The sequence below is a fragment of the Streptomyces sp. SCSIO 75703 genome, from assembly GCF_036607905.1.
Lineage (GTDB): Bacteria > Actinomycetota > Actinomycetes > Streptomycetales > Streptomycetaceae > Streptomyces.
In genome coordinates this window covers 4,545,415-4,570,230 of the sequence record NZ_CP144555.1, presented here as the reverse complement: position 1 = coordinate 4,570,230, position 24,816 = coordinate 4,545,415, and the positions used below count along the sequence as shown (strand labels likewise).

21 protein-coding genes and 3 pseudogenes are annotated in these 24,816 nt (G+C 74.1%); 11 read left to right on the top strand and 13 right to left on the bottom strand.

Translation table 11 applies throughout. The features are described from left to right. Genes VM636_RS20120 through VM636_RS20110 form a run of 3 tightly spaced genes read left to right on the top strand, consistent with a single transcriptional unit; the run spans position 1 to position 2,998 of the window. Positions 1-1,173 carry a glycosyltransferase gene (locus tag VM636_RS20120; protein ID WP_030418208.1) on the top strand — a complete coding sequence of 391 codons (1,173 nt, stop codon included), beginning with the start codon at positions 1-3 and terminating at the stop codon, positions 1,171-1,173. Further along, positions 1,170-1,892 carry a hypothetical protein gene (locus VM636_RS20115; RefSeq protein ID WP_030418207.1) on the top strand — a complete coding sequence of 241 codons (723 nt, stop codon included), beginning with the start codon at positions 1,170-1,172 and terminating at the stop codon, positions 1,890-1,892. The genes VM636_RS20120 and VM636_RS20115 overlap by 4 nt, the downstream gene beginning before the upstream one ends. Further along, positions 1,889-2,998, top strand: a complete 1,110-nt coding sequence (locus VM636_RS20110; protein WP_030418206.1) for a GNAT family N-acetyltransferase — start codon at positions 1,889-1,891, stop codon at positions 2,996-2,998. Before VM636_RS20115 ends, VM636_RS20110 begins: the two co-directional genes overlap by 4 nt. A 25-nt stretch (positions 2,999-3,023) precedes the next feature. Here VM636_RS20110 and VM636_RS20105 read toward each other — a convergent pair whose 3' ends face one another. Then, positions 3,024-4,283: a glycosyl hydrolase gene (locus VM636_RS20105; RefSeq protein ID WP_338485261.1), complete on the bottom strand. Its 1,260-nt coding sequence runs from the start codon at positions 4,281-4,283 to the stop codon at positions 3,024-3,026. Between the two features lie 211 nt (positions 4,284-4,494). On the opposite strand from VM636_RS20105, the gene VM636_RS20100 reads away from it, so the two are divergent. Continuing rightward, positions 4,495-5,784 carry an ATP-grasp domain-containing protein gene (locus VM636_RS20100; RefSeq protein ID WP_338485260.1) on the top strand — a complete coding sequence of 430 codons (1,290 nt, stop codon included), beginning with the start codon at positions 4,495-4,497 and terminating at the stop codon, positions 5,782-5,784. A 104-nt stretch (positions 5,785-5,888) separates the two neighbouring features. Here the strand turns inward: VM636_RS20100 and VM636_RS20095 are convergent, their stop codons facing one another. The 3 genes from VM636_RS20095 to rdlA all read right to left on the bottom strand — a co-directional run bounded on the left by VM636_RS20095 (position 5,889) and on the right by rdlA (position 7,790). Then, positions 5,889-6,770 (bottom strand): chaplin, encoded by an 882-nt coding sequence (locus tag VM636_RS20095; RefSeq protein ID WP_107091378.1) that lies wholly within the window; start codon positions 6,768-6,770, stop codon positions 5,889-5,891. A gap of 117 nt (positions 6,771-6,887) precedes the next feature. Further along, the gene (chpD, locus tag VM636_RS20090; protein ID WP_030418202.1) at positions 6,888-7,115 is read right to left on the bottom strand and encodes a chaplin ChpD; all 228 of its coding nucleotides are present in this window, start codon (positions 7,113-7,115) and stop codon (positions 6,888-6,890) included. Positions 7,116-7,397: 282 nt separating this feature from the next. Beyond that, complete coding sequence (rdlA, locus tag VM636_RS20085) at positions 7,398-7,790, bottom strand: rodlin RdlA (RefSeq protein WP_030418201.1); 393 nt, start codon at positions 7,788-7,790, stop codon at positions 7,398-7,400. A 262-nt stretch (positions 7,791-8,052) separates the two neighbouring features. Between rdlA and rdlB the strand changes: the two genes are divergently transcribed. Next, positions 8,053-8,445: a rodlin RdlB gene (gene rdlB, locus VM636_RS20080; protein WP_030418200.1), complete on the top strand. Its 393-nt coding sequence runs from the start codon at positions 8,053-8,055 to the stop codon at positions 8,443-8,445. Positions 8,446-8,783: 338 nt separating this feature from the next. Here rdlB and VM636_RS20075 read toward each other — a convergent pair. The 3 genes and pseudogenes from VM636_RS20075 to VM636_RS20065 all read right to left on the bottom strand — a co-directional run. Beyond that, positions 8,784-9,196 (bottom strand): annotated as a pseudogene (locus VM636_RS20075) (alpha/beta fold hydrolase); the annotation flags it as partial. 96 nt (positions 9,197-9,292) lie between these two features. Continuing rightward, positions 9,293-10,795, bottom strand: coding sequence for a CoA-acylating methylmalonate-semialdehyde dehydrogenase (mmsA, locus tag VM636_RS20070; protein WP_030418198.1), 1,503 nt, complete (start codon positions 10,793-10,795; stop codon positions 9,293-9,295). Between the two features lie 259 nt (positions 10,796-11,054). Further along, positions 11,055-11,141, bottom strand: a pseudogene (locus tag VM636_RS20065) (5-deoxy-glucuronate isomerase); the annotation flags it as partial. Between the two features lie 505 nt (positions 11,142-11,646). Here VM636_RS20065 and VM636_RS20060 point away from each other — a divergent pair. Continuing rightward, entirely contained in the window at positions 11,647-11,844 is a 198-nt protein-coding gene (locus VM636_RS20060) for a MerR family transcriptional regulator (protein ID WP_030418197.1), read from the top strand. 111 nt (positions 11,845-11,955) lie between these two features. On the opposite strand, the gene VM636_RS20055 is transcribed toward VM636_RS20060, so the two are convergent. After that, positions 11,956-12,993 (bottom strand): zinc-dependent alcohol dehydrogenase family protein, encoded by a 1,038-nt coding sequence (locus VM636_RS20055; RefSeq protein WP_030418196.1) that lies wholly within the window; start codon positions 12,991-12,993, stop codon positions 11,956-11,958. Between the two features lie 175 nt (positions 12,994-13,168). On the opposite strand from VM636_RS20055, the gene VM636_RS20050 reads away from it, so the two are divergent. After that, positions 13,169-13,417: a heavy-metal-associated domain-containing protein gene (locus tag VM636_RS20050; RefSeq protein ID WP_030418195.1), complete on the top strand. Its 249-nt coding sequence runs from the start codon at positions 13,169-13,171 to the stop codon at positions 13,415-13,417. Positions 13,418-13,522: 105 nt separating this feature from the next. Next, positions 13,523-15,781 carry a heavy metal translocating P-type ATPase gene (locus tag VM636_RS20045; protein WP_338485259.1) on the top strand — a complete coding sequence of 753 codons (2,259 nt, stop codon included), beginning with the start codon at positions 13,523-13,525 and terminating at the stop codon, positions 15,779-15,781. A gap of 879 nt (positions 15,782-16,660) precedes the next feature. Here VM636_RS20045 and VM636_RS20040 read toward each other — a convergent pair. The 5 genes from VM636_RS20040 to tgmA form a co-directional block, all read right to left on the bottom strand. Beyond that, a complete protein-coding gene (locus VM636_RS20040) occupies positions 16,661-17,950 on the bottom strand; it encodes a citrate synthase (RefSeq protein ID WP_030418193.1) in 1,290 nt (429 codons plus the stop codon). Between the two features lie 291 nt (positions 17,951-18,241). Continuing rightward, positions 18,242-20,500, bottom strand: a complete 2,259-nt coding sequence (locus tag VM636_RS20035) for an ATP-dependent RecD-like DNA helicase (RefSeq protein ID WP_030418192.1) — start codon at positions 20,498-20,500, stop codon at positions 18,242-18,244. Positions 20,501-20,583: 83 nt separating this feature from the next. Continuing rightward, positions 20,584-21,747, bottom strand: a complete 1,164-nt coding sequence (gene tgmC / locus VM636_RS20030; RefSeq protein WP_338485258.1) for an ATP-grasp peptide maturase system methyltransferase — start codon at positions 21,745-21,747, stop codon at positions 20,584-20,586. Then, positions 21,744-22,703, bottom strand: a complete 960-nt coding sequence (gene tgmB, locus VM636_RS20025; RefSeq protein WP_030418190.1) for an ATP-grasp ribosomal peptide maturase — start codon at positions 22,701-22,703, stop codon at positions 21,744-21,746. Before tgmB ends, tgmC begins: the two co-directional genes overlap by 4 nt. Before the next feature lie 5 nt (positions 22,704-22,708). Continuing rightward, a complete protein-coding gene (gene tgmA / locus VM636_RS20020) occupies positions 22,709-22,969 on the bottom strand; it encodes a putative ATP-grasp-modified RiPP (RefSeq protein ID WP_053913983.1) in 261 nt (86 codons plus the stop codon). 153 nt (positions 22,970-23,122) lie between these two features. On the opposite strand from tgmA, the pseudogene VM636_RS20015 reads away from it, so the two are divergent. From VM636_RS20015 to VM636_RS20005, 3 genes and pseudogenes are all read left to right on the top strand, one after another. Next, positions 23,123-23,296: pseudogene (locus VM636_RS20015) on the top strand (helix-turn-helix transcriptional regulator); the annotation flags it as partial. Positions 23,297-23,392: 96 nt separating this feature from the next. Then, the gene (locus tag VM636_RS20010; protein ID WP_324616638.1) at positions 23,393-24,400 is read left to right on the top strand and encodes a transcriptional regulator; all 1,008 of its coding nucleotides are present in this window, start codon (positions 23,393-23,395) and stop codon (positions 24,398-24,400) included. After that, positions 24,393-24,746, top strand: a complete 354-nt coding sequence (locus VM636_RS20005) for a hypothetical protein (protein ID WP_030418187.1) — start codon at positions 24,393-24,395, stop codon at positions 24,744-24,746. Before VM636_RS20010 ends, VM636_RS20005 begins: the two co-directional genes overlap by 8 nt. Positions 24,747-24,816 lie beyond the last annotated feature (70 nt).

The following is a 24,816-nucleotide window of genomic DNA, read 5'->3' as shown; positions in this document are numbered from 1 at the left end:
ATGCGCCCGGAGCCCGGCCCCGCCAGGGTCCTGCACATCATCACCGGCCTCGGCGTGGGCGGCGCCGAGCAGCAACTGCGGCTGCTGCTGCGCCACCTGCCGGTCGACAGCGAGGTCGTCACGCTCACCCACCCGGGCCCGGTCGCCGACGGCCTCGCCGCCGACGGGGTGCGCGTCACGCACCTCGGCATGGGCGGCAACCGGGACCTGGCGGCGCTGCCCCGGCTGGCCCGGACGATCCGCGCCGGCCGCTACGACCTCGTCCACACCCACCTGTACCGCGCCTGCCTCTACGGCCGGATCGCGGCCCGGCTGGCCGGGGTGCGGGCTGTCGTCGCCACCGAACACTCCCTGGGCGACACGCAGATGGAGGGCCGGCCGCTCACCGCGGGGGTACGCGCCCTGTACCTGGCCGGGGAGCGGCTGGGCCGTGCCACCGTCGCCGTCTCCCCCACCGTCGCCGGCCGGCTGCGCCGCTGGGGGGTGCCCGCGCCCCGCATCGCGGTCGTCCCCAACGGCATCGACCTGGACCGCCTGCGCTTCGATCCGGCGTCCCGGCTCCGCGCCCGGCGCCTGCTGGGCCTGCCCGAGGACGCGTACGTCGTCGGCGGCCTGGGCCGGCTCGTCCCGGGCAAGCGGTTCGACGTCCTGGTCGGGGCCCTGGCCCGGCTGCCCGGCGACGTCCGGCTGCTGCTGGTCGGCGGCGGCCCCGAGGAGCCCGCGCTGCGCGAGGCCGCCCGGCGGGCCGGGGTCGCGGACCGGGTCGTGCTGGCCGGGGAGCGGCCGGGGGTGCCCGGCGGCTCGCCCGGACCGGACCTGCCCGCCCTGCTCGGCGCGATGGACGTCCTGGCCTCGCCGTCCCCGGAGGAGGCGTTCGGGCTGGCCGCGGTGGAGGCGCTGGCCTCGGGGCTGCCGGTGCTCTACGCCTCCTGCCCGGCGATCGAGGACCTCCCCCCGTCGGCCGCGCCCGCCGCCCGGCGCGTCACCGGCGGGCCGGCCGCGTTCGCCCGCGCCCTCGCCGAGGCCCGCGCCGCCCCGCCCGGTGAGCGCGCCGCGCCCGAGGCCGCCCGCCACTACTGCGTCACCCGCAGCGCCGCCCGGCTGATGGACGTGTACGCCACCGCCCTCACCCGCCCCTCGTCCCCGGCCCTCCAGGGAGTTGGTTCCGCATGACCGAGTCCACCGTCCAGTCCGCGCCCGCCGACGCCGACGCGCCGCCCGCCGAACCGGCCCCGGAGCCCGCGCGGGGGCGCCGCCCGCGCCTCGGCCGGCGCGCGGACGCCCCGCGCCGGCCGCGCCGGGCCCTGCCCGCCTGGTCGCTGCTCGCGGCCGGTGTGCTCGCCGGCGGGCTGCTCGGCGGCGGCTACGGCCTGCTGCGCACCCCGCAGTACACGGCCACGAGCTATGTCGTCGCCGTCCCCACCGAGAAGTCCGACCCGGCCGCCGCCCTCGGTTTCGCCCAGGCCTACGGGCGGGTCGCCACGCAGCTCGCGGTGCTCGGGGACGCCCAGAAGACGGCGGGCGTGCCGGTGGCCACCCTGCGGTCGAGCGTGCGGGCGCAGACCTCGCCGGACGCGCCGATGGTCTCCATCACGGCCACCTCCTCCCGCCCGGCCGAGGCCGCGGGCATGGCCGACGCCGTCTCCCGGGCCCTCACCCGGCACGCCGAGGCCGCCGGGGACGACACCCACGTGGTGCTGCGGTCCTTCGCGCGGGCCACCCGGCCGACCGAGGCGTCCTCGGCCTCCGCCCCGCTGACCGGGCTGGTCGGCGCGAGCGCGGGCGGACTGCTGGGCGGGCTGGCGCTGCTGGTCCGGCCGCGCCGCGACCCGGCGCCGACCCCGGTCCCGGGCCCCGGCTCCCCCGCCGACGACGCGCGCGGGCTGCTGTGAGGTACACGAGCGAACTCGTCACCGACGAGCGCCGGTTCGCCGAGCTGGGCCCGCGGTGGACGCGGCTGTACCGGCGGTGCGCCGCCGCGACCCCGTTCCAGAGCCACGCCTGGCTGCACTCCTGGTGGCGTTCCTACGGGCGTCCGGGCCGGCTGCGGCTGCTGCTCGTGCGCGACGGCGCCGAACTGGTGGGCGCCGCCCCGCTGATGCGGGTGGCCCGCCCGGTGCCGTCACTGGTGCCGCTGGGCGGGGCGCTGCGCGACTACGGGGACGTGCTGCTGGACGACGGGCACGGCACCGCGGCGGCGGACGCCCTCGCGGGGGCCCTGGCGCGGGCGGCCCGCACCGCCCTCGTCGACCTGCGCGAGGTCCGGCCGGGTGCCGCCGCCGAGGCCGTCTACGACCGCTGGCGCGGGCCCCGGCACCGGCTCGCGGACTCCCTCTGCCTGGAACTGCCCGCCGCCCCGGTGGACGACCTGGTGGCCCGGCTGCCCTCGGCCAAGGCGCGGCAGCGGATCCGTGCCCAGCTGCGCAGGCTGGACGCGCTCGGCGTCAAGGCGCGCGCCGTCCTGCCCGAGGAGACGGAGGCCGCGCTGGGGCGGCTGCTGGAGCTGCACCGGCTCCAGTGGCAGGGGCGGAAGGTGACCGGCGAGCACCTGCGGCCCCGGTTCCGCGAGCACCTGGTGCGGGCCGCGGAGCCGATGGTCCGGTCCGGGGACGCGGTGGTCACCGAGTTCCGGCTGGACGAGGAGGTGGTGGCGGTGGACCTGACGCTGCTGTCGCCCCGGCTGGCCGGCGGCTACCTGTACGGCGCCCACCCGAGGCTGCGCGAGCTGAAGGCCGACGTGGCGGTGATGCTGCTGGAGGCGTGCGCGGGGCGCGCGCGTGACGGCGGGCACGGCACGCTGAGCCTGCTGCGCGGCAACGAGCCGTACAAGCACCACTGGCGCCCCCTGCCGGTGGTCAACGGGCGGCTGCTGCTCGCCCGCCGGCACACGGCGCCGCTGCTGGCGGCGGCCGTCGCGGACGCCGCCGTCCGCCGGCGCGGCAGGGAGGCGCTGCGCGCCCGCGCGGAGCGGAGGGAGCGCGGTGGCGGCCGGACCTGAGCGGCCCGGCCGCCGGGGCGTCCGGCTACCGGTCGCGCGACCACCAGTCCAGGCGCAGGCAGAGCCGTCCGCCGAGCCAGTGCTCGACCCAGTCGCCCAGTTCCAGCGGGGAGCAGCCGGCCGGCGGCCGGGCCGGTTCGGGCGCGGTGGGCGTGGCGGCCGGTTCGGGCGCGGTGGCCGGCTCCTCGGCGCGGCCGGAGAGGACGGACCGGTAGACGGCGGTGGACTCGGGGTTCTGCCCGCACTGCCACACGCCGTGCGGGCAGTAGTCGGTGACGGTGTTGTACAGCGGCCGGTGCTCGTCCATCCAGGCGAGCATCCGCCGCATGTACTCCGGGTTGTCGCCGTTGCGGAAGAGCCCCCACTCCGGGTACGAGACGGGCTTGCCGTGGGCCTTCGCGAAGTCGACGTGCGCCTGGAGGCCGTAGGGCTCGCTCACCTGCTCGTCGAAGGGCATGCCGCGCGGCTGGTCGTAGGAGTCCATGCCGATGACGTCGACGGTGTCGTCGCCCGGGTAGCACTCGGTCCACGGCACGGCGTCCCGGCCGCGGCTCGGCGCGAAGTCGAAGCGGAACTCCTGGCCGGGCACCGACCGCATGGTGGTGACGATCCGGTTCCAGTACGTCTTCCACGCCTCGGGGTCGGGGCCGCAGCGGTGGGTGTAGGTGGTGCCGTTCATCTCCCAGCCGAGGACCAGCACCGTGTCGGGCACGCGGAGGGCGACCAGCCGCTCGGCGAGGGCCCGGTAGTGGTGGTCGAAGCGGCCGGCGGCGCCCTGGCGCAGCAGGGTGCGGACCTCCGCGTCGCCGACGCCGTCCTCGTTGCGCTCCATCATGGGCACGTTGAGGACGAGCATCCGGTCGGGGCGGGCGGTGCGCCACCGCGCCCAGGAGGTGAGGAAGCCGGGGGCGCCCTCGATGTTGCTCCAGCGGTCGCCGGGCAGGTAGGTGTGGCCGACGCGCAGGTCGGCGCCGCCGAGCCACTCGCCGAGTTCGGCCATGCGGGTGACGCCGTCGGGCCCGTAGTCCAGGTACGCGCCGAAGGCGGGCGTGTGCCCTGTCGCGGGCGCGGCGGGGCCCGGGGCCGGGACGGCGGACGGGGCGGCGGACGGGACGGCGGACGGGGCGGCGGACGGGGCGGCGGGGGCCGGCACGGGCCCCGCCGGGTCCTCGGCGGCGGCCTGGGGGCCGGCCGCCAGGACGGCCGTCGCCGCCACCGCCGCCACGACCGCCACCGCCGCACGGGCGGGCCCGCGGCTCCGGCGCGGCGGCTGTTGCGAGGTCATACCGGCTCCTCTCTCGGCTCTGCGTCCTGCGCTGTGCTGCCCTGCTGCACGTATCGCTCCCTGCTCCGTCGCGCGTCCCCCCGCGTGACCGGCCGGGGACACATAGTGACACCCAGTCACATGACGCGCCCTCACGCCACCGCCACTACGGCTTTCGGGTGTCCCGATCGCCCGCTGTGGTGATCCGGACCGACTGAGAAGGAACCCCTCCGTGCCGCTGTTCGACACCCGTGTCCCCGCCGTAGTGCTGCGGACCGACCGGAATCCCTTCCACCACGGCACCCTCGGCGCCGTGCGCTCGCTCGGCCGGGCCGGGGTGGACGTGCACCTGGTCGCCGACTGCGCGGGCGGCCCCGTCGGCTCCTCCCGCTTCGTCACCGCCCGGCACACGCCCCCGCCGCCCGGCGCCCCGGCGGCCGAGGTCGCGGCGGTGCTGCGCCGGATCGCCGCCCGGATCGCCCGGCCGGCGGTGCTGATCCCGATGGACGACGCCTGCGCGGTCGCGGTGGGCCGGGCGCGGGCCGAGCTGGCGCCCGCCTTCCTCCTGCCCGACCTGCCCGGGGACCTGCCGGCGCGGGTCGCCGACAAGGCGGAGCTGGCCGGGCTGTGCGCGGCGCTCGGCGTGCCGCATCCGGAGACGCTGGTGCCGGAGGACCCCGGGGAGGCGGCCCGCGCCGCGTGGCGGCTGGGGCTGCCGGTGGTGGCGAAGTGGAGCCGGCCGTGGCTGGTGCCGGCCGGCAGCGGGCTGCGCAGCACGGTGCTGCTGCGCTCGGCGCGGGAGGCCCGGGAGCTGTTCCTGCGGGCCGGGGAGGCGGGCAGCAGGCTGCTGCTCCAGGCGTACCTGGAGCCGGGGGCGGGCCGGGACTGGTTCGTCCACGGGTACGCCGACCACACGGGCGCGGTGCGGGCGGGCGGGCCGGGGCGCAAGACGCGGGCCCGGCCGCGCGGCGCGGGCCTGACCGCGGTGGGCCGCTGGGAGCCGAACCCGTCGGTGGCGGCGGTCGCCGGGCGGGTGGTGGGCGAGCTGGGCTACCGGGGCGTGTTCGACCTCGACTTCCGGCGCTGCGGCACGACCGGCGCGTACCACCTGCTGGACTTCAACCCGCGGCCCGGCGCCCAGTTCCGGCTCTTCGAGGATTCGGCGGGGCTGGACGTGGTGCGGGCCCTGCACCTGGACCTGACCCACCGTCCGCTGCCCGAGGGGGAGCCGCGGCCGGGGCGGACGTTCGTGGTGGAGAACTACGCGCCGCTCAGCGCCCTGCGCCGGGCGGCCGGGGGACGCGAGCTGGCCTGGCACGCGCGGGACGACCGGGCGCCGGGGCGGGCGCTGTGGACGCGGTGGGGCCGGCACGCGGCGGTCCGGCTGCTGCGGCGCCGGGTGTCCGGTACGGGCGGCACGCCGCCGGCCGGGCCGGCTCCGGCGCGGGTGGTGCGGCAGGCGGGCGCTCCCGGGTCCGGGCGTCCGGGGCGCGCCGACGAGGAGCGGGCGGCGCGGCGCTGACCCGGGGCCGCGGGGGCCGTGGCGTCCCGGGCACGACAACGCCCCCGGCGGACGCTGCGGTGTCCGGCGGGGGCGGCGCGGTGGGGGGAGTGAGGAACCCTTGTTCAGCGCTGGGCCGCGGTGCGGCCCCTGCGGTAGAGGATGGCACCGCCCGCGAGGAGCGCGGCAGCGGCGGCGGCCGATCCCACGGTGCCCGCGGCGCCGGTCTCGGCCAGCGGCGGAGGCGTCCCCGGCGTGGTGGGGGGCGTCGTCGGCGGCGTGGTGGGAGGCGTCGTCGGCGGCGTCGTGGGGGGCGTCGTCGGCGGCGTGGTGGGAGGCGTCGTCGGCGGCGTCGTCGGCGGCGTGGTGGGGGGAGTCGTCGGCGGCGTGGTGGGCGGCGGCTCCTCCTCGCCGTAGCCGTAGCCGCCGTTCTCGCAGTGGTTGCCGAAGACCGGGTTGAGGACGGAGAGCACGTCGACGGTGTTCCCGCAGAGGTTGACCGGCACCTCGACCGGGACCTGGGCGTGGTTGCCGGAGCCGACGCCGGGCGAGCCCTCGGTGCCGCCGCCCGCGTAGGCGCCGGAGGAGTGGTCGTCGCCGTACCCGCCGCCGTGGCCGTATCCGCCGCCGTCGGAGCCGTGGCCGGACCCGCCGTCGCCGTAGCCGGACCCTTCGTCGCCGTAGCCGGACTCCTCCGAGCCCTGGCCGCGGTCGTCGGAGCCGTGGCCCGGACCGTTCTGGTGGGCGCCGGAGTGCTGCTCCCCGCCGCGGTTCTCGCAGTGGTTGCCGAACGCCGGGTTCAGCAGACCGACGAGGTCGACGCTGTTGCCGCAGATGTTCACCGGTACGTCGACCGGCACCTGGACGGTGTTGCCGGACAGGACGCCCGGCGAGTTGACGGCTGCCCCGTCGGCCTGCGCGTCGGCGAAGGCGGGGCTGCCACACAGGGACAGGACGCTCGTCGCGGCGGCCGCCGCGACCATTCCCCTGCTCAGGGTCTGTCGCACTCTAGTTGTCTTCCTGCCTGGAGCGGTGGGCTCGTAAAAGGGGCGAAGCCGGCCCTGAACCAAGCGAGTTGGACAAGGCCGGCCGTAACGCAGCCGGTCGGCTGGTGCCGAACGACGTCAGTCGTTCACGCACGTGTTGCCGAACGCCGGGTTCAGCAGACCGATCACGTTGATGCTGTTGCCGCACACGTTGACGGGAACGTGCACGGGGACCTGGACGACGTTGCCGGACAGGACGCCCGGCGAACCGAAGGCGGCACCTTCGGCACCGGCGTCGGCGAAGGCCGGGGCGGCGATGCCCATGGCCATGATGGCGCCCGCGACGACAGCAGCGCTCTTCTTCATGAACTTTCCCTTCTCTGCGGTCATGCCTGATTGACGGCCGAAACCGCGCGAGCACAGCTTGGATGGCTCGCACCATGACCAGCAGCCTGCGAACGAGGAATTGACGGCCGGAGAAAAATCGGAACGTGGAACCCCGGGAAATTCACCCGAAAGCCTTACCGCATCGTGCGGCCGTACCGCCGGAGGGGTGAAATTCCCTTGCCCGGCGGCATCCCCGTCCGTGTGCCGACCGGGTGGCCCGCACGTCTGTCGGCGGGCCACTCCGGTCTAGCGCGATACGGCTCAGCGCTGGACGTTCGCCGACAGGACCGACAGGTCCTCCAGGATGTGCGACAGGGCACCGTCGCGCTTGGCCTGGGTGGAGTTGTCGGAGCACTGCTGGTTCAGGTCGTCCGACAGCAGCGCCACGTCCTGGACCGGGACCAGGTTGACGACGGCGGCGTTGACGTCCTCGACACCGAGGCACGGCTTGTTCAGCGAACCCTCGACCAGCGAGAGCTGCGGGCTCATGTCGCCCTTGGTGGACGAGTTGCCGAAGGACGACACGGCACCGTTGCCGTTGGCCACGGCCGGCCCGTTGTCGTCTCCGATGGCAAGCGCCTGGGGAGCCGCAGCCGCCGTCATACCGATCACAGAAGCGGCGGCCGCCGCGGCGACCATTGCCTTCTTGAGCACTTCGCGTTCCTTTCCTCGTAGCGACGCACTGTCCTACGGCCTCATCAACAGGAGGCGGGATGATTGGTTGCGGGCGTTCACCCGGTTGGCCCCGTGCGGAACGGCGAAATGGACGCAAACCCGCTGGAATACGGGGCGCCCGCGGTATCCGCACACACTTCCCGTTGTCGGCCGACGGAGTGAACCGGAGAAACCCGTTTGCAGTCGCGGAGTTGACCAGGGCGCTCCGGTGGACGGGGTTTCCTCAGAAAGGACCGAGTCAGTGATCAAGAAGGTTGTTGCCTACGCGGCGATCGCCGCCTCCGTCATGGGTGCCTCCGCTGCCGCGGCCCCGCAGGCCATGGCGCTCGGCGACGACAGCGGACCGCTCGTCGCCAACGGGAACGGTGCCTCGCAGTACTTCGGCAACTCCGCGACGTACGGCAACATGAGCCCGCAGATGGCGCTCATCCAGGGCTCCTTCAACAAGCCCTGCATCGCGGTCAGCGACATCCCGGTGAGCGTGGTGGGCCTGGTGCCGATCCAGGACATCCCGCTGCTCTCGGACGACCTGAACCAGCAGTGCACCGAGAACTCGACGCAGACCAAGCGCGACGGCGCGCTGGCGCACCTCCTGGAGGACGTGTCGATCCTGTCCGCCAGCGGCCAGGGCTGATCGGAGGGAGGGGCGGGCGGCCGGTCTCACCGGCGGCCCGCCCCTCTCGCGTGTCCGACGTCATACGCGGGGGGTCAGGAGACGATGTCCTTGCGGGCGAAGCCCCGGAAGGCGAGGGCGGTCAGCACCAGGGCGCAGGTCAGGGAGAGCGAGGCCCCCTGGAGCATGCGGGCCGTCTCCAGACGGGGCGCGAGGGCGTCGAGCCACGCGTACTGCCAGTGGGCGGGGAGCAGTTCGCGCCAGTCGCCGAGGGCGGTGACCTCGTCGAGGACGTTGCCGATGATGGTCAGCCCGACGGCGCCGCCGACCGCCTCGGGCCGTTCGGCGAGCCGGTCGAGGAGCCAGTCGAGGAGCCGGGAGACGTCGGCGACCTCGCCGTCGGGGGCATTCAGCCCGATCCGGCCGGTGGACTCGCCGAAGCCGCGCGCCGACCAGGTGAGCACCGCGTACCCGTCGCGGGCCGGCCGCTCGGCCTGTGCGCGCACGTCGGCCTTGCTGCCGCCGAAGCCGTGCGCGAGCAGGACGGCCGGACGGCGGCCGGTCCCCCCGGCGGTGAAGTACGAGGTGTCCAGGCGGACTCCGCCACCCGTGGCGACCACCTGGTCGGCGCGGCGCACCGGGACCGGCTCGTCTCCGGCCAGGGCCGTCCAGGTCCCGGCGCCGGCCAGCACCGCGAGGGCCGCCGCCGCGGCGGCCACGCGCCGGGCCGGCCCCCGAACAGCCGCCGCGGGGCGGGCAGTCGGAGATCCATGCGCCCACCGTACGGGGTGCGCGCCGCGCCGGCGGCGGCGCGGGCGCCCCCGTCCCGGGCGGGACGGGGGCGCGGGCCTGCGGGGCCGAGGGGGCGTCAGTGGTTGCGGGGGAAGCCCAGGTCGACGCCGGTCGGGGCCTCGGAGGGGTCGGGCCAGCGGGTGGTGACGACCTTGCCGCGGGTGTAGAAGTGCGTGCCGTCGTTGCCGTAGATGTGGTGGTCGCCGAAGAGCGAGTCCTTCCAGCCGCCGAAGGAGTGGTAGCCGACCGGGACCGGGATCGGCACGTTCACGCCGACCATGCCGGCCTCGACCTCCAGTTGGTAGCGGCGGGCGGCGCCGCCGTCCCGGGTGAAGATCGCGGTGCCGTTGCCGAACGGCGAGGCGTTGACGAGCGCCACGCCCTCCTCGTAGGTCTCCACGCGCAGCACGCACAGCACCGGGCCGAAGATCTCGTCCTGGTACGCCTTGGCCGTGGTCGGCACGCGGTCCAGCAGGGAGATGCCGATCCAGTGGCCGTCCTCGTGGCCGGCGACGGTGTGGCCGGTGCCGTCCAGGACGACCTCGGCGCCCTCGGCGGCGGCGCCGGAGACGTAGGAGGCGACCTTGTCGCGGTGGGCCTTGGTGATCAGCGGGCCCATCTCGGAGGCCGGGTCGTCGCCGGGGCCGATGACGATCTTCTCGGCGCGCTCGCGGATCTTCTCCACCAGGGCGTCGCCGACGGCGCCGACCGCGACGACCGCGGAGATCGCCATGCAGCGCTCGCCGGCCGAGCCGTAGGCCGCGGAGACGGCCGCGTCGGCCGCCGCGTCCAGGTCGGCGTCGGGCAGTACCAGCATGTGGTTCTTGGCGCCGCCGAGCGCCTGGACGCGCTTGCCGTGGGCGGAGGCGGTGGTGTGGATGTGGCGGGCGATCGGGGTGGAGCCGACGAAGGAGACCGCCTTGACGTCCGGGTGCTCCAGGAGCCGGTCGACGGCGGTCTTGTCGCCGTGGACGACGTTGAAGACGCCGTCGGGCAGTCCGGCCTCGGCGAGCAGTTCGGCGAGCCGGTTGGCGGCGGAGGGGTCCTTCTCGCTCGGCTTGAGCACGAAGGTGTTGCCGCAGGCGATGGCCAGCGGGAACATCCACATCGGCACCATCGCGGGGAAGTTGAACGGCGTGATGCCGGCGACGACGCCGAGCGGCTGCCGGAGAGAGGCCACGTCGACGCGGGTGGCGACCTGCGTCGACAGCTCGCCCTTGAGCTGTACGGCGATGCCGCAGGCCAGGTCGACGACCTCCAGGCCGCGGGCGACCTCGCCGAGGGCGTCGGAGTGCACCTTGCCGTGCTCGGCGGTGATCAGGGCGGCGATCTCGTCGCGGTGCTCGTCCAGCAGGGCGCGGAAGCGGAAGAGGATCGAGGTGCGCTGCGCCAGCGAGGACTGGCCCCAGGCCGTGAACGCCTCCTGGGCAGCGGCGACCGCGGCGTCCACCTCCTCCACGGAGGCGAAGGCGACCCGGGTGGTGACCTCGCCGGTGGCCGGGTTCGTCACCGGACCGTGGTTGCCCGAGGCGCCTTCGACGGGCTTGCCGCCGATCCAGTGGTTGACGATCTTCGTCATGACCGAGAACTCCTTCGCAGAATGGCGGCGACGGGTCGAGACGTGCCGTGGGTCCAGCTCACGAACCGTGTTCCGCGGCGTCGGGCCGCGGCCCAGGCCGTGGGTCCATCCCAGCAGCCGCGTCGTCCCGCGCGCGCCCGACACAGTGTCGGGGGTTCGGGCTCGCGCGTAGACAGATGTGGGGGTCCGGGCGTGGCGTGCCCCGGCGGGCGGCGGGTCGGACCGGGGACCACCGGGGACCTCCGGCGCGGGCGGCCGGGCGGGCGGGGAGTCGGCGCTCGCGCTTCGCTCCTGCCAGGGCGAAGCGGCCTCCCGCGCCGGAGGCGTTCGGTGGCCGGGCGTCCCGCGCGCCGGGCTCCGGCGGGGCCGCCGTCGTCCGTCGCGGGAGCCCGGGACGGGGATCGGCGGGGACACGGCCGACGGCGGCACCGCGCCGCGCCTCGGCGGCGGCCCGGTCGTGCGCCATCGCGTCCCCTTCGAGCCCGTCCTTGGGTCCTGATCGGGTTTCTAGCCGTGCGGATGAGGTCTGTCAATCCTTTGTCCGGACATACGGACGAAATGACTCCGGCCGGCCGCTCCCCGACATCCGCGGGCCCCCGCCGGTCCCGCTGTCAACACACCACGCCCCGGACCCGGTCCGCCGCTTTGCGGCACTCCCGTCACAAACGTCCCCTTCCTGTCACACATGTCTCGTGTACGCGGGATTTCCGTCACACCCGGGAACGGCGGCCGACCGGCCCGGACAGGGCCTCGCCGGCCCGGCGAGGCTAGGTGATCGCCAGCGCTGCGCCCGGCTCCCCCCGGCGGCCGTCCCCGGCCGCCGCCGCGGCGCGCGCGGGGAGGTGCGCATCGTGACCGACCGAAGGCTCTGGTCCTACAAGGACATCGCGGCTCACATCCGGGTGCAGCCGGACACCGTGCGGTCGTACCGCAAGCACGGGCTGCTGCCGCCGCCCGACCACGTGGAGGGCGGCAAGCCCTACTGGTACGCGGACACGGTCCGCGCCTGGGTGGCCTCCCGCCCCGGCAACCGCGCCCGCCGGGACTGACCCGGGCCGGCTCCCCGGCCGCCACCCCCGGCCGGGGCCCGCGCGCCGGCGTGACCGGCCGGCGCGCGGCCGCCGGGGCGCGTCGGCGGCGGGGCGCGGCCGGTCCCGGCCCTACGGCGTGATGACGGTGACGCCCGGCCCCGGGGCGGAGTCCAGCGCGGCGAGGGCGGCCGGGGCCTCCTCCAGGGTGATGGCGGACGTCACCAGCAGGTCGGGGCGGAGCAGGCCGGATACGACCAGGTCCAGCATCGGCGGGTAGGCGTGGGCGGCCATGCCGTGGCTGCCGAGCAGGTCCAGTTCCAGGGCCACGGCGCGGGCCACCGGGACCGGCGTGGTGCCGTCCGCCGAGGGCAGCAGGCCCACCTGGACGTGGCGGCCCCGGCGGCGCAGGCCGTTCACGGAGGCCGCGCAGGTGGCGGGCGAGCCGAGCGCGTCCAGGGAGAGGTGCGCGCCGCCGCCGGTGAGGTCCCGTACCGCCGCCGCCGTGTCCGCCGCCACCCTCGCGTCCACGCACTCGGCCGCGCCGAGGGACCGGGCCATCTCCAGCGCCCGGGGCGAGACGTCGACGGCGACGACCCGCGCGCCCGAGGCCGCCGCGATCATCACCGCCGACAGGCCGACGCCGCCGCAGCCGTGCACCGCGACCCACTCCCCCGCCCGGACCGCGCCCCGCTGCACCACCGCGCGGAACGCGGTGGCGAACCGGCAGCCGAGGGAGGCGGCGGTCGCGTACGACATGCCGTCGGGGAGGGCGACCAGGTTGACGTCGGCGTGGTCGAGGGCGACGTACTCGGCGAAGGAGCCCCAGTGGGTGAAGCCGGGCTGCGTCTGGCGCTCGCACACCTGCCCGTCGCCCGCCGCGCACGCCGGGCAGCTCCCGCAGGCGCACACGAAGGGGACGGTGACCCGGTCCCCGGGCCGCCACCCGGTCACCCGGTCGCCCACCGCCTCGACGGTTCCGGCGAGTTCGTGGCCGGGCACGTGCGGCAGGACGATGTCCGGATCGTGCCCCTGCCAGCCGTGCCAGTCACTGCGGCACAGGCCCGTCGCCCCGACCCGGACGACCACGCCGTGCGGCGCCGGCGCCGGGTCGGGCACCTCCCGCACCCCGGCCGGCTCCCCGAACCTCTCGAACACCACCGCGCGCATCCCGCGCCCCCTCTCCGTCCCGGCACACCCCGCCCCCGCATTCTGCGCCGACGCCCGGCGGGGCGGGGGGCCGGGTCACGCGCCCACATACCCCCTAGGGGTACAGTGGGAGACGTGGTCCCCCACCGGATCACGGGTACTCGACCCTGCACACCTCTCGACCAGGAGTAACGACATGACCTCTCCGACCGACACCCAGGGCTCCGTCACCACCGTCACCACCCTCTACAAGGTGAGCGGGATGAGCTGCGGCCACTGCGAGGGCGCCGTCTCCGGCGAGATCTCCGAGATCCCCGGCGTCGTCTCGGTGAAGGCCGTCGCCCCCGCCGGCGAGGTCACCGTCGTCTCCGCCGCCCCGCTCGACGAGGCCGCCGTCCGCGCCGCGGTCGACGAGGCCGGCTTCGAGCTGACCGGCACCGTCTGACCCACCCGCCCAGCCCCGCCCGCAGCCTTCCGGCCGGGCCGGGGCGACCGGCTCGCGACAACCGGCCGCCCCCGGTCCGGCGGACCTCCTGGAGTCACCGGACCAATGACCAGCACCACCGAGGCAACGCCCACCGCCACCGCACCGGACCTCGCCGAGGTCGAACTGCTCATCGGCGGGATGACCTGCGCCTCCTGCGCGGCCCGCGTCGAGAAGAAGCTCAACCGCATGGACGGCGTCACCGCCACGGTGAACTACGCGACGGAGAAGGCGCGGATCACCCACCCCGTGTCCACCGACGTCGCCGACCTCATCGCCACGGTCGTCAGGACCGGCTACACGGCCGAGCGGCCGGCACCCCCGAAGCCGCCCGCCGACGAGAACCCCGCCCCGCCGGAGGGCGCGGGGGACGACCCCGAACTCGCCGGCCTGTGGCAGCGGCTCGTCGTCTCGCTGCTCCTGGCCGGCCCCGTGGTGCTGCTCGCGATGGTGCCGGCGCTCCAGTTCGACAACTGGCAGTGGCTCTCCCTCACCCTGGCCGCGCCCGTCGTGGTCTGGGGCGGGCTGCCCTTCCACCGCGCCGCCTGGTCCAACGCCCGGCACGGCGCCGCCACCATGGACACGCTGGTCTCGCTGGGCACGCTGGCGGCGTTCGGCTGGTCCCTGTGGGCGCTGTTCTTCGGCGACGCGGGCATGCCGGGCATGCGGCACGGCTTCGACCTGACCGTCTCCCGCGCCGACGGCGCCTCCGCGATCTACCTGGAGGCCGCCGCCGGCGTCACCGCCTTCCTGCTCCTCGGCCGCTGGCTGGAGGCCCGCTCCAAGCGCCGCGCCGGGGCCGCGCTGCGGGCCCTGATGGAGCTGGGCGCCAAGGAGGTGGCCGTGCTCCGCGACGGGCGCGAGGTACGGGTGCCCGTGGCGCGGCTCGCCGTCGGCGACCGCTTCGTGGTCCGGCCCGGGGAGAAGATCGCCACCGACGGCACCGTCGTCGAGGGCGCCTCCGCCGTGGACGCCTCGCTGCTGACCGGGGAGTCGGTACCGGTCGACGTGGCCGTCGGCGACCCCGTCACGGGCGCCACCGTCAACGCCGGGGGCCGGCTGGTCGTGGAGGCCACCCGGATCGGCTCGGACACCCAGCTCGCCCGGATGGCGAAGCTGGTCGAGGACGCGCAGAACGGCAAGGCCGAGGTGCAGCGCCTCGCCGACCGGGTCTCGGCGGTCTTCGTCCCCGTCGTCCTGGTGATCGCCGCCGCCACCTTCGGCGGCTGGATGGCCGCCTCCGGCGACACCGTCGCCGCGTTCACCGCCGCCGTCGCCGTGCTGATCATCGCCTGCCCGTGCGCGCTCGGCCTCGCCACGCCGACCGCCCTGCTCGTCGGCACCGGGCGCGGCGCCCAGCTCGGCATCCTCATCAAGGGGCCGGAGGTGCTGGAGTCCACCCGGCGCGTGGACACCGTCGTGCTGGACAAGACCGGCACCGTCACCACGGGCCGCATGAGCCTCCAGGAGGTCGTCGCCGCCGAGGGCACCGACCCCGGGGAGCTGCTGCGCGTCGCCGGTGCCGTCGAGCACGCCTCGGAGCACCCGGTGGCCCGCGCCGTCGCGGCCGGCGCCGAGGAGCGGACCGGCACGCTGCCGCCGGTGACGGAGTTCGTGAACGTGCCGGGCCGGGGCGTGCGCGGGCGCGTCGAGGGCCGCGAGGTGGCCGTGGGGCGCCTGTACGACACGCTGCCGGACGAGGTGGCCCGCGCCCGGGACGAGGCCGAGGGCGCCGGGCGCACGGCCGTCGTGGTCGGCTGGGACGGCACGGCGCGCGGGGTGGTCGCGGTGGCCGACGCGGTGAAGGAGACCAGCGCCGAGGCGGTGGCCGAACTGCGCCGCCTCGGGCTCACGCCGGTGCTGCTGACCGGCGACAACCGGCGGGTCACGGAGTCCGTCGCCCACGCGGTCGGCATCGACGAGGTGATCGCGGAGGTGCTGCCCGAGGAGAAGGTCGACGTGGTCCGGCGGCTGATGGCCGAGGGCCGTACCGTCGCCATGGTCGGCGACGGGGTCAACGACGCCGCCGCGCTCGCCACGGCCGATCTGGGCCTCGCCATGGGCACGGGGGCGGACGCGGCGATCGAGGCGGGCGACCTGACGCTGGTCCGCGGTGACCTGCGGGTGGCCGCGGACGCGATCCGGCTGTCCCGGCGCACCCTCTCCACCATCAAGGGCAACCTGGTGTGGGCCTTCGGCTACAACGTGGCCGCGCTGCCGCTGGCCGCGGCGGGGCTGCTCAACCCGATGATCGCCGGGGCGGCGATGGCCTTCTCCTCGGTGTTCGTCGTGACCAACAGTCTCAGGCTTCGCGCGTTTCACTGAGGTTCACCGAGGTTCGAGGGCAAATGCCTCTGGAGTCCGGCACGCACCTCACATAAGCTCTTCACAAGGCTCGCGCATCTTCCTTACGGTCGAGTCTCGTTCGGCGTATCGGGACCCTCGGCCAGGTGACGGACAGATTCGAGAGACGCAGATCACAGTGATGTGAACGTAACCATCGAAGGGGCTCGAAGGTCTAAGTTGGCGATGTCGGGGAGCGTCTTGGGGGGCGCGAACCGACATCTGGGGATGTCTTGGGGGACTTTCCCAGAGATGCGTTGCCGGGACACGTACACCGGGAAGCTTTGAGCGGCCCTCCCGGGTGCGCGTCCCGGCAGACCGCACACAGCAGGAGTACGGCGAGTTTCGCTCGTTGTGCTCACACAGCGATTCAGGCGCTGTTCTCACAGACGCCCGGCCGGATCCCGTGGGGGGAATCCGCACCGGGACATGGGAAGGCGCCCTGGTCGTCGGCCCGTGGGGGGACCGACGCACCGGGGCGCCTTCTCCCTTGCGGGGGCGGGGCGGTGCCTGGTGACGCTTGAGGGGCCAGGCCCTTCGGTGACGACCGGCATCCCCGGCGCTCTCCGGTGACAACCGGCGCCCCGGCCCTCCCCGGTGACAACCGACGTTCGCCGACTTCCCGGTGACAACCGGGATTTCCCGACTTCCCGGTGACAACCCGGTTCACAGGCGGCCACCGTGCGCCCACGGGCCCGTGGCGCGGGACGGGCGCGGGACGGGCGCGGGACGGGCGCGGGACGGGCGCCGTACGACCGAGTCCCCGCGATCCGGGACAGGGCCGGCCGGGAGAACGGCCAGGGCCCCGCGACCCGCCGGAGCGGGGCACGGGGCCCTGGAAGCCTCGTCGCGGCGCCTGGGTCAGCGCTGCTCGACCGGCACGAAGTCGCGCTCGACGACGCCCGTGTAGATCTGCCGCGGACGGCCGATGCGGGAGCCCGGCTCCTTGATCATCTCGTGCCACTGGGCGATCCAGCCCGGCAGCCGGCCGAGGGCGAACAGGACCGTGAACATCTCGGTCGGGAAGCCCATGGCCCGGTAGATCAGGCCGGTGTAGAAGTCGACGTTCGGGTAGAGCTTGCGCTCGGTGAAGTAGTCGTCGGAGAGCGCGTGCTCCTCCAGCTTCAGGGCGATGTCCAGCAGTTCGTCGGACTTGCCCAGGGCGGAGAGCACATCGTGCGCCGCCGCCTTGATGATCTTCGCGCGCGGGTCGAAGTTCTTGTAGACCCGGTGGCCGAAGCCCATCAGGCGGACGCCGTCCTCCTTGTTCTTCACCTTGCGGATGAAGGAGTCGACGTCGCCGCCCTCGGCCTGGATGCCTTCCAGCATCTCCAGCACCGACTGGTTGGCACCGCCGTGCAGCGGACCCCACAGGGCCGAGATGCCGGCGGAGATCGAGGCGAACATGTTCGCCTGGGAGGAGCCGACCAGGCGCACGGTGGAGGTCGAGCAGTTCTGCTCGTGGTCGGCGTGCAGGATGAGGAGCTTGTCCAGGGCCGCGACGACGACCGGGTCCAGCTCGTACTCCTGGGCGGGGACCGAGAAGGTCATGCGCAGGAAGTTCTCGACGTAGCCGAGGTCGTTGCGCGGGTAGACGAACGGGTGACCGATCGACTTCTTGTACGCGTAGGCCGCGATCGTCGGGAGCTTGGCGAGCAGCCGGATCGTGGAGAGGTTGCGCTGGCGCTCGTCGAACGGGTTGTGGCTGTCCTGGTAGAACGTGGACAGCGCCGAGACCACCGAGGAGAGCATGGCCATCGGGTGGGCGTCGCGCGGGAAGCCCGTGAAGAAGTTCTTGACGTCCTCGTGGAGCAGCGTGTGCTGCGTGACGCGGTGCTTGAACGCGCTCAGCTCGTCGACGGTCGGCAGTTCGCCGTTGATGAGCAGGTACGCCACCTCCAGGAAGGTGGAGCGCTCCGCGAGCTGCTCGATGGGGTAGCCGCGGTACCGGAGGATGCCGCTCTCGCCGTCCAGGTACGTGATCGCGGATTTGTAGGCGGCGGTGTTGCCGTATCCGCTGTCCAGCGTCACCAGACCGGTCTGGGCGCGGAGCTTTCCGATGTCGAAGCCCTTGTCGCCGACGGTGCTGTCGATCACCGGGTAGGTGTACTCGCCGTCGCCGTACCGAAGTACTACAGAGTTGTCGCTCACGTCTTCCCTCACCGACCTAGTGCCTCATCTTCGAGGTGCCCTGACTGTCTCTACCATCCCCCACTTGGCCCATGTGAGTGCACTCGGGGTCGACCATCGGGCCTATTGGCGGCACTGAGTGCCGCCAACTTTCTCATCCTGCCCGTTCCCCGGCGCTTCGGGAAGGGCTCTGTGACCTTCATGACTCATTTGATCGATCATTCTTCCTCCGGCGGTGGCGGGCGGCCCGGTACGGGGCCTTCCGCACGCCCGGGGCGGGGTCCTCCGCACGGGTCCCCGGAGCGGGGCCGGTCAGGCGTCGGCGCCCGTGAGCCGGAAGTCGAGGGCCGTGCAGCGCCGCCCGGCCGAGACCGTGCGCACCGCCTGCCCGATCGCCTTGCGGGAGCCGACGAGGACGACCAGCTTCTTCGCCCGGGTGACCGCCGTGTAGAGCAGGTTGCGCTGGAGCATCATCCAGGCGCCGGTGGTGACCGGGATGACGACCGCCGGGTACTCGCTGCCCTGGGAACGGTGGATGGTGACGGCGTAGGCGTGGGCCAGTTCGTCGAGTTCGTCGAAGTCGTAGGCGACTTCCTCGTCCTCGTCGGTGCGGACGGTCAGGCGCTGGTCCACCGGGTCGAGCGCGGTGACGACGCCGACGGTGCCGTTGAAGACGCCGTTCTCGCCCTTCTCGTAGTTGTTGCGGATCTGGGTGACCTTGTCGCCGACGCGGAAGACCCGGCCGCCGAACCGCTTCTCCGGCAGGTCCGGCCGGCCCGGGGTGACGGCCTGCTGGAGGAGTCCGTTGAGCGTGCCCGCGCCGGCCGGGCCCCGGTGCATCGGGGCGAGGACCTGCACGTCGCGGCGCGGGTCCAGGCCGAAACGGGCCGGGATGCGGCGGGCGGCGACGTCCACGGTGAGCCGGCCGGTCTCCTCCGTGTCGTCCTCGACGAAGAGGAAGAAGTCCTTCAGACCGTCGGTGAGCGGGGGCCGTCCCGCGTTGATGCGGTGCGCGTTGGTCACCACACCGGACTCCTGGGCCTGGCGGAAGACGCGGGTGAGCCGGACGGCGGGGACGGGGCCGCCCTCGGCCAGCAGGTCCCGCAGCACCTCCCCGGCGCCGACGCTGGGCAACTGGTCGACGTCCCCGACGAAGAGCAGGTGCGCGCCGGGCGGCACGGCCTTGACCAGCTTGTTGGCGAGGAGCAGGTCGAGCATGGACGCCTCGTCCACCACCACGAGGTCGGCGTCGAGCGGCCGGTCCCGGTCGTAGGCGGCGTCGCCACCGGGCTTCAGCTCCAGCAGCCGGTGCACGGTGGACGCCTCGGCGCCGGTCAGTTCGGCCAGGCGCTTGGCGGCCCGGCCCGTCGGGGCGGCCAGGACGACCTTCGCCTTGCGCGCGCGGGCCAGTTCGACGACCGAGCGGACCGTGAAGGACTTGCCGCAGCCGGGGCCGCCGGTGAGCACGGCGACCTTCTCGGTCAGCGCGAGGCGGACGGCCGCCTCCTGCTCGGGCGCGAGGTCGGTGCCCGTGCGCCCCTTCAGCCATCCGAGCGCCTTCGTCCAGTCCACGTCCCGGAAGCCGGCCATCCGGTCCTCCCCGGTGCGCAGCAGGCGCAGCACCTGGGCGGCGAGGGAGAGTTCGGCGCGGTGGAAGGGGACCAGGTAGACGGCGGTGACCGGCCCGTCGCCGTCCGGGCCGGGCACCTTCTCCCGGACGACGCCGGGGTCCCGGCCCTCCTCCGGTACGGCGGCCAGGTCGGCCAGGCACTCGATGACGAGGCCGGTGTCGACCTGGAGCAGCTTCACCGCGTCGGCGATGAGCCGTTCCTCGGGGAGGTAGCAGTGGCCCTGGTCGGTGGCCTGCGACAGGGCGTACTGGAGGCCCGCCTTGACCCGCTCCGGACTGTCGTGCGGGATGCCGACCGACTGGGCGATGCGGTCGGCGGTGAGGAAGCCGATGCCCCACACGTCGGCGGCGAGGCGGTAGGGCTGGTTCCGCACCACGGAGATCGAGGCGTCGCCGTACTTCTTGTAGATGCGCACGGCGATGGAGGTGGACACCTCGACGGTCTGGAGGAACAGCATGACCTCCTTGATCGCCTTCTGCTCCTCCCAGGCGTCGGCGATCTTCTTGGTCCGCTTGGGGCCGAGGCCGGGCACCTCGATCAGCCGCTTGGGCTCCTCCTCGATGACGGTCAGGGTGTCGAGGCCGAAGTGCTGGGTGATGCGGTCGGCGAAGACCGGCCCGATGCCCTTGACCAGGCCGGAACCGAGGTAGCGCCGGATGCCCTGGACGGTGGCGGGCAGGAGCGTCGTGTAGTTCTCGACGTGGAACTGCTTCCCGTACTGGGGGTGCGACCCCCAGCGGCCCTCCATCCGCAGCGACTCGCCGACCTGGGCGCCGAGCAGCGCGCCGACGACGGTGAGCAGGTCGCCGGCGCCCCGCCCGGTGTCGACCCGGGCGACCGTGTACCCGTTCTCCTCGTTGGCGTAGGTGATCCGCTCCAGCACCCCTTCGAGCACCGCGAGCCGCCGCTCCCCCGGGGAATCCCCGACCTGCTTGCCCATGCGCCCGACGGTACCGGTGGGGACGGACAGGGGGCTTCGGTGGGGCCCGTCCCGGTGGGCTGCCGCGGCCCGTGGGGGGGGGCTCAGGCGAGGCGGTGTTCCCAGCGCAGCTCCGGGCTGCCTTCGATCCGGTAGTGGTGCGATCGCCCGGTGACGCGCAGCCGTACCGCCTCGATACCCGGACCGCCCGCGTCACGCCAGGCGAGGAGGGCGTGTTCGACGACGTCCCACAGGGCCACCGGGCCGCCCTGGCGGACGCTCCATCCCCCGCCGCGGGGGCGGAACTCGGCGAACGACTCGCGTTCGGGGTCGAAGAGGTACCGCAGTGGCGCCCCGTCACCGTCGGTGGCCCGCACCAACTGGGCGCCCGGCGCGGCGAGCTGCGCGAGGAAGGCGGGCATCCACTCCTCCAGGACGAGCGGCGGCACCCGCGCGGGCCGGACGCTGTCCGCGTGGGCGGCGCGGGCGGAGAGGTCGCCGGCCAGGGGTGTGACGGCCTGGGCCCGCGCCTGCATGAAGGAGGAGGGGCCGGTGATCGCGCCCTCGGCGGTGCCGTCCTCACCGACGGTGACCCTGGCCAGGCCGGTGCCCCAGGGCCAGGAGCCGACCGTGGCGAGGACGACGCCGCCGGGCCGGGTCTGGCGGATCCACGCGTACGGGATGCGGCGGACCGCGCAGGTGGCGATGACCCGGTCGTACGGCGCCCGGTACGGATGGCCGAGGAGTCCGTCGCCCGTCACCGTCCACGTGGAGTGGCCGGCGGATTCCAGCGCGGCGTCGGCGCGGGCCGCCACCTGCGGATCGACCTCGACGGTGGCGACGTCGTCCTCGCCGACGCGGTGGCACAGCAGGGCCGTGGAGTAGCCGGTGCCCGTGCCGATCTCCAGGACGCGGTGGTCCGCGCCGAGGTCCAGCGCCTCGATCATGCCGACGACGGTGGCCGGATCGGTCGAGGACGAGGTGGGCACCCCCGGGACGGGTCCGTCGGCCCGGTCGGCGGTGAGATGGCCGTCGAGCTGGGTGGTGAGCGTGTCGAGGCGGTGGGCGAGGCTCAGCCACGCGTCCGGGCCGGCGCCGGACGGGGTGACGGGCCGCCAGGCCCTCCCTTCGTCGAGGAAGACACCGGGCCGCAGGAACCGCTCGCGCGGCACGGCCTCCACCGCTTCCCGCAGCCAGGGGGACGTCAGGACCCCCTTCTCCACGAGAAGCTCCGCCATACGGCGCCGCTCGGATGCGGGGTCGGTCATCGGCTGTCTCCCCGGGCGAGAAGGCCGGCGAAGGCCGCGGACATCGGAAGGCCGGTCTCCCCCTCCAGCCATCCCCACTGGCCGTTGGGATTCAACTCCAGCCACCAGTGGTCTCCGGCCCGGTCGACCGCGAGATCGAAGCTCCCTGACACCAGCCCCAGCCGCCTCAGACAGGCCCGCAGCGCTCTGTCCAGCCGGGCGGGGAGACGCTCGACGGTGTAGGTCAGAGCGCTGTAGTCCCTGCGCCAGTCGAGCAGTCCGGAGTCGATGCGCACGGCGAACGTGTGGCTGCCGACGATCAGGACGCGGAGGTCGGCGACCTTGTCCACGCGGGCCTGGAAGAGGTGGGGAGCCACGCGAACGCTGTCGTCGATCTCTTCGGCGGTGACGGGGTCGGCCCATCCGGTCATCGGCACACCGTCTCGCGCGTAGGGGGTCCACCGCAGCGTCTTGAAGATGGTGTCACCCTGTAGGCGGATGAACTCCCGTGCCTCGTCGGGATCGTTGGTGACCAGGGTGGGCGGAACCCGGAAACCGAGCCGCTGGGCGAGGACCAGTTGGGCGGGCTTGTAGTCGGCCGCCGCCATCCGTAGCGGGTGGTTGACCCAGAGGGGGCCCTCCACCGCGAAGAGGACTCCGCCGAGTCCGTGGCGGACCTGCGCGGCCGCGAACCGGGCGTCGTCCGTCGGCAGGTGGGGGTACGAGGGCCACTCCGGGCGGCGCCAGTACACAGCCCGGACGCCTGGCAGGCCCGCCGTTCTCGACCGGGTGCGCACCTGCCCGGCCAGACGGGCCGGGCGGACGCCGAACCGAGCCGAGACCGTGAGGCCCTCTGCGATGTCGGCCGGGTTGAAGCGGACCACCGGCACATCGCGCCGGTTGAGTTCGGCGATCACCATGTCGGCGGTGATGTCGTCGGTCTCGGTGGCCACGAGGACCGGCCCCGTCTCGGTCATCGTCATCAGTCCTGGTTGCTGTCCTGGTCGTGTCCCTGGTCGTTCCGGGAGTCCGAGTTCGTCAACGTGGAGGTCTCGGTGCCGGAACTGGTGCCGTGCTTGCCCATCTCCACCACCTGGCCGGCCGGGTCGCGGTACACCCCGAGCTGTGTGGCGGGATCGATGACGACCGTGGCGTGCGGGCGCCGGACGGTGACCGGGTAGGGCGCGAGCCGACCCGCGCCCCAAGGTCGCGCGAGGCTGGGGGATACCACGGAAGTGTCCATACGGGCTCCTTGAGGGGGAATCGGTCCGAAACGCGGTGTGACCAGTGAAGGGCAATCCGTTACCGTCTCCCAGAGCGAACCCCGCGCATTGACCGGGCGTTTTCCGCGCACCGGGTGCCGCGTCCGGGAACGCGCCCTTCGTGAGGGAGACCCATGGCATCGAGGCGCAGGTGTTCAGCCGAACGGCGGGCGGCACAGGGTTACTCCCAGGAGGAATTCGCCGAAGCGCTCGCGGTGGCCACCTCCACCGTGATCCGCTGGGAGGGCGGACGTGCCACGCCAAGGCCGCATCAACGCCCTCAGATGGCCGCCCTGTTGGGAGTCACCCTCATCGAACTGGACGGGCTCCTCGCCGAGGGACCGTCGGCGCGAGGGGCCGTTCCCCGGGACCTCCCTCCCCTACCCCACGGTGATGATGACGATATGAAGCGTCGCGAAGTCCTGAGCCTGCTGGCCGTCACGGGCACGCTCGTCACCCTGCCCGGCTCGGAGAAGGCGCCCCGGGACAGCACCGTGGGGGCGATCCTGGAGACGGGGGAGGAACTGCACCGCAGCCTGTGGCGCGTCTTCGCCCTCGCCGACTCCAAGCAGACCGTCTTCCCCGCCGTCCGCGAGCAGCTCGGCGTCCTGACGCTGGGGCTGACCGAAGCGCGCGCCGAAGCCGATCGCGCCCGGCTGTGCACGATGACGGCCGACCTCTACCAGCTCGCCGGCGAGCTGTTCTTCGACACCAACCGGTACACCGACGCCGCGCAGTGCTACACGCTCGCCGCTGGAGCCGCCCGCGCCGGTGGTGCGCACGACCTGTGGGCCTGCGCCCTGACCCGTCACGCCTATGTCGAGCTGTACGCGCGTCGCGCGTCGGCCGCGCATCCCGTGCTGGCGGCGGCCTCCCGCGTCGCCGGGCGGGGCGACAGCGCCCTGTCCACCCGCCACTGGGTGGCCGCCGTCCAGGCCGAGGCGTACGCGCTCACGGGTGACGTCGACGCCTGCGCCCGCGCTCTCGACGAGGCGGAGGCGGTCCACCGCCTGGACGGCCGGCCCCACAACGGCGGCTGGCTGCGCTTCGACGGTTCACGCCTCTCGGAGGAACGAGGTGCCTGCTACGTCCAGCTCGGCCGCCCCGACCTCGCGGAGGAGACGCTCACCGCGGCCCTCGCCCAACCCCTGTCGCTGCGCCGCCGTGTCGCCGTCCTGAGCGACCTCGCCGCGGTCGGCGTCCACCGGCGCGACGCGGACCAGGTCGTGCACTACGCGGAGTCGGCGATCAGTCTGGCCGACCGGTCGGACTCGGGATTCGTCGGCAGGAAGCTGGACGGACTGCGAGACCGTCTTGCCCCTCTCCTGTCCGATGAACGAGTCTCACGCCTGGACCGGCACATCGCGGCGCTTTCACGCACCGCCCGACGAGAGGGACACGCTCATGAGTGACGGTCGGATCTTCCGCGAGGCGTGGATCGCCGGGGTGGCCAGGCACTACCCCGGTGAGCCGAAGCCCAGCTACGTCACCCCCTGGGACGAGACGCCCGAGTGGGAGCGCGAGGCGGCGGCTGCCGTGTGCAGGCAGGTGCGAGACTTCCTCAGGGCCAGCGACGGGCACGCCACACGGCTCACCCGCGAGCAGAAGGGCCGTTTCGTCGCGCTCTGCTGGACCGCCCAGATGCTCAAGCACTTCGAGGACCCGAAGCCCGGATACGTCGCAGACTGGGCCGACCTCCCGTCCTGGCAGCGGGAGACGGATGCGGACATCTTCGAACACATCGAACGGACCGTGTGAGGAAGCCGGTCCCCCGGACCGTCGATAACGAGGCGGTGAGCCACCGATGGGGCCGGGGGCAGGGCGGCGG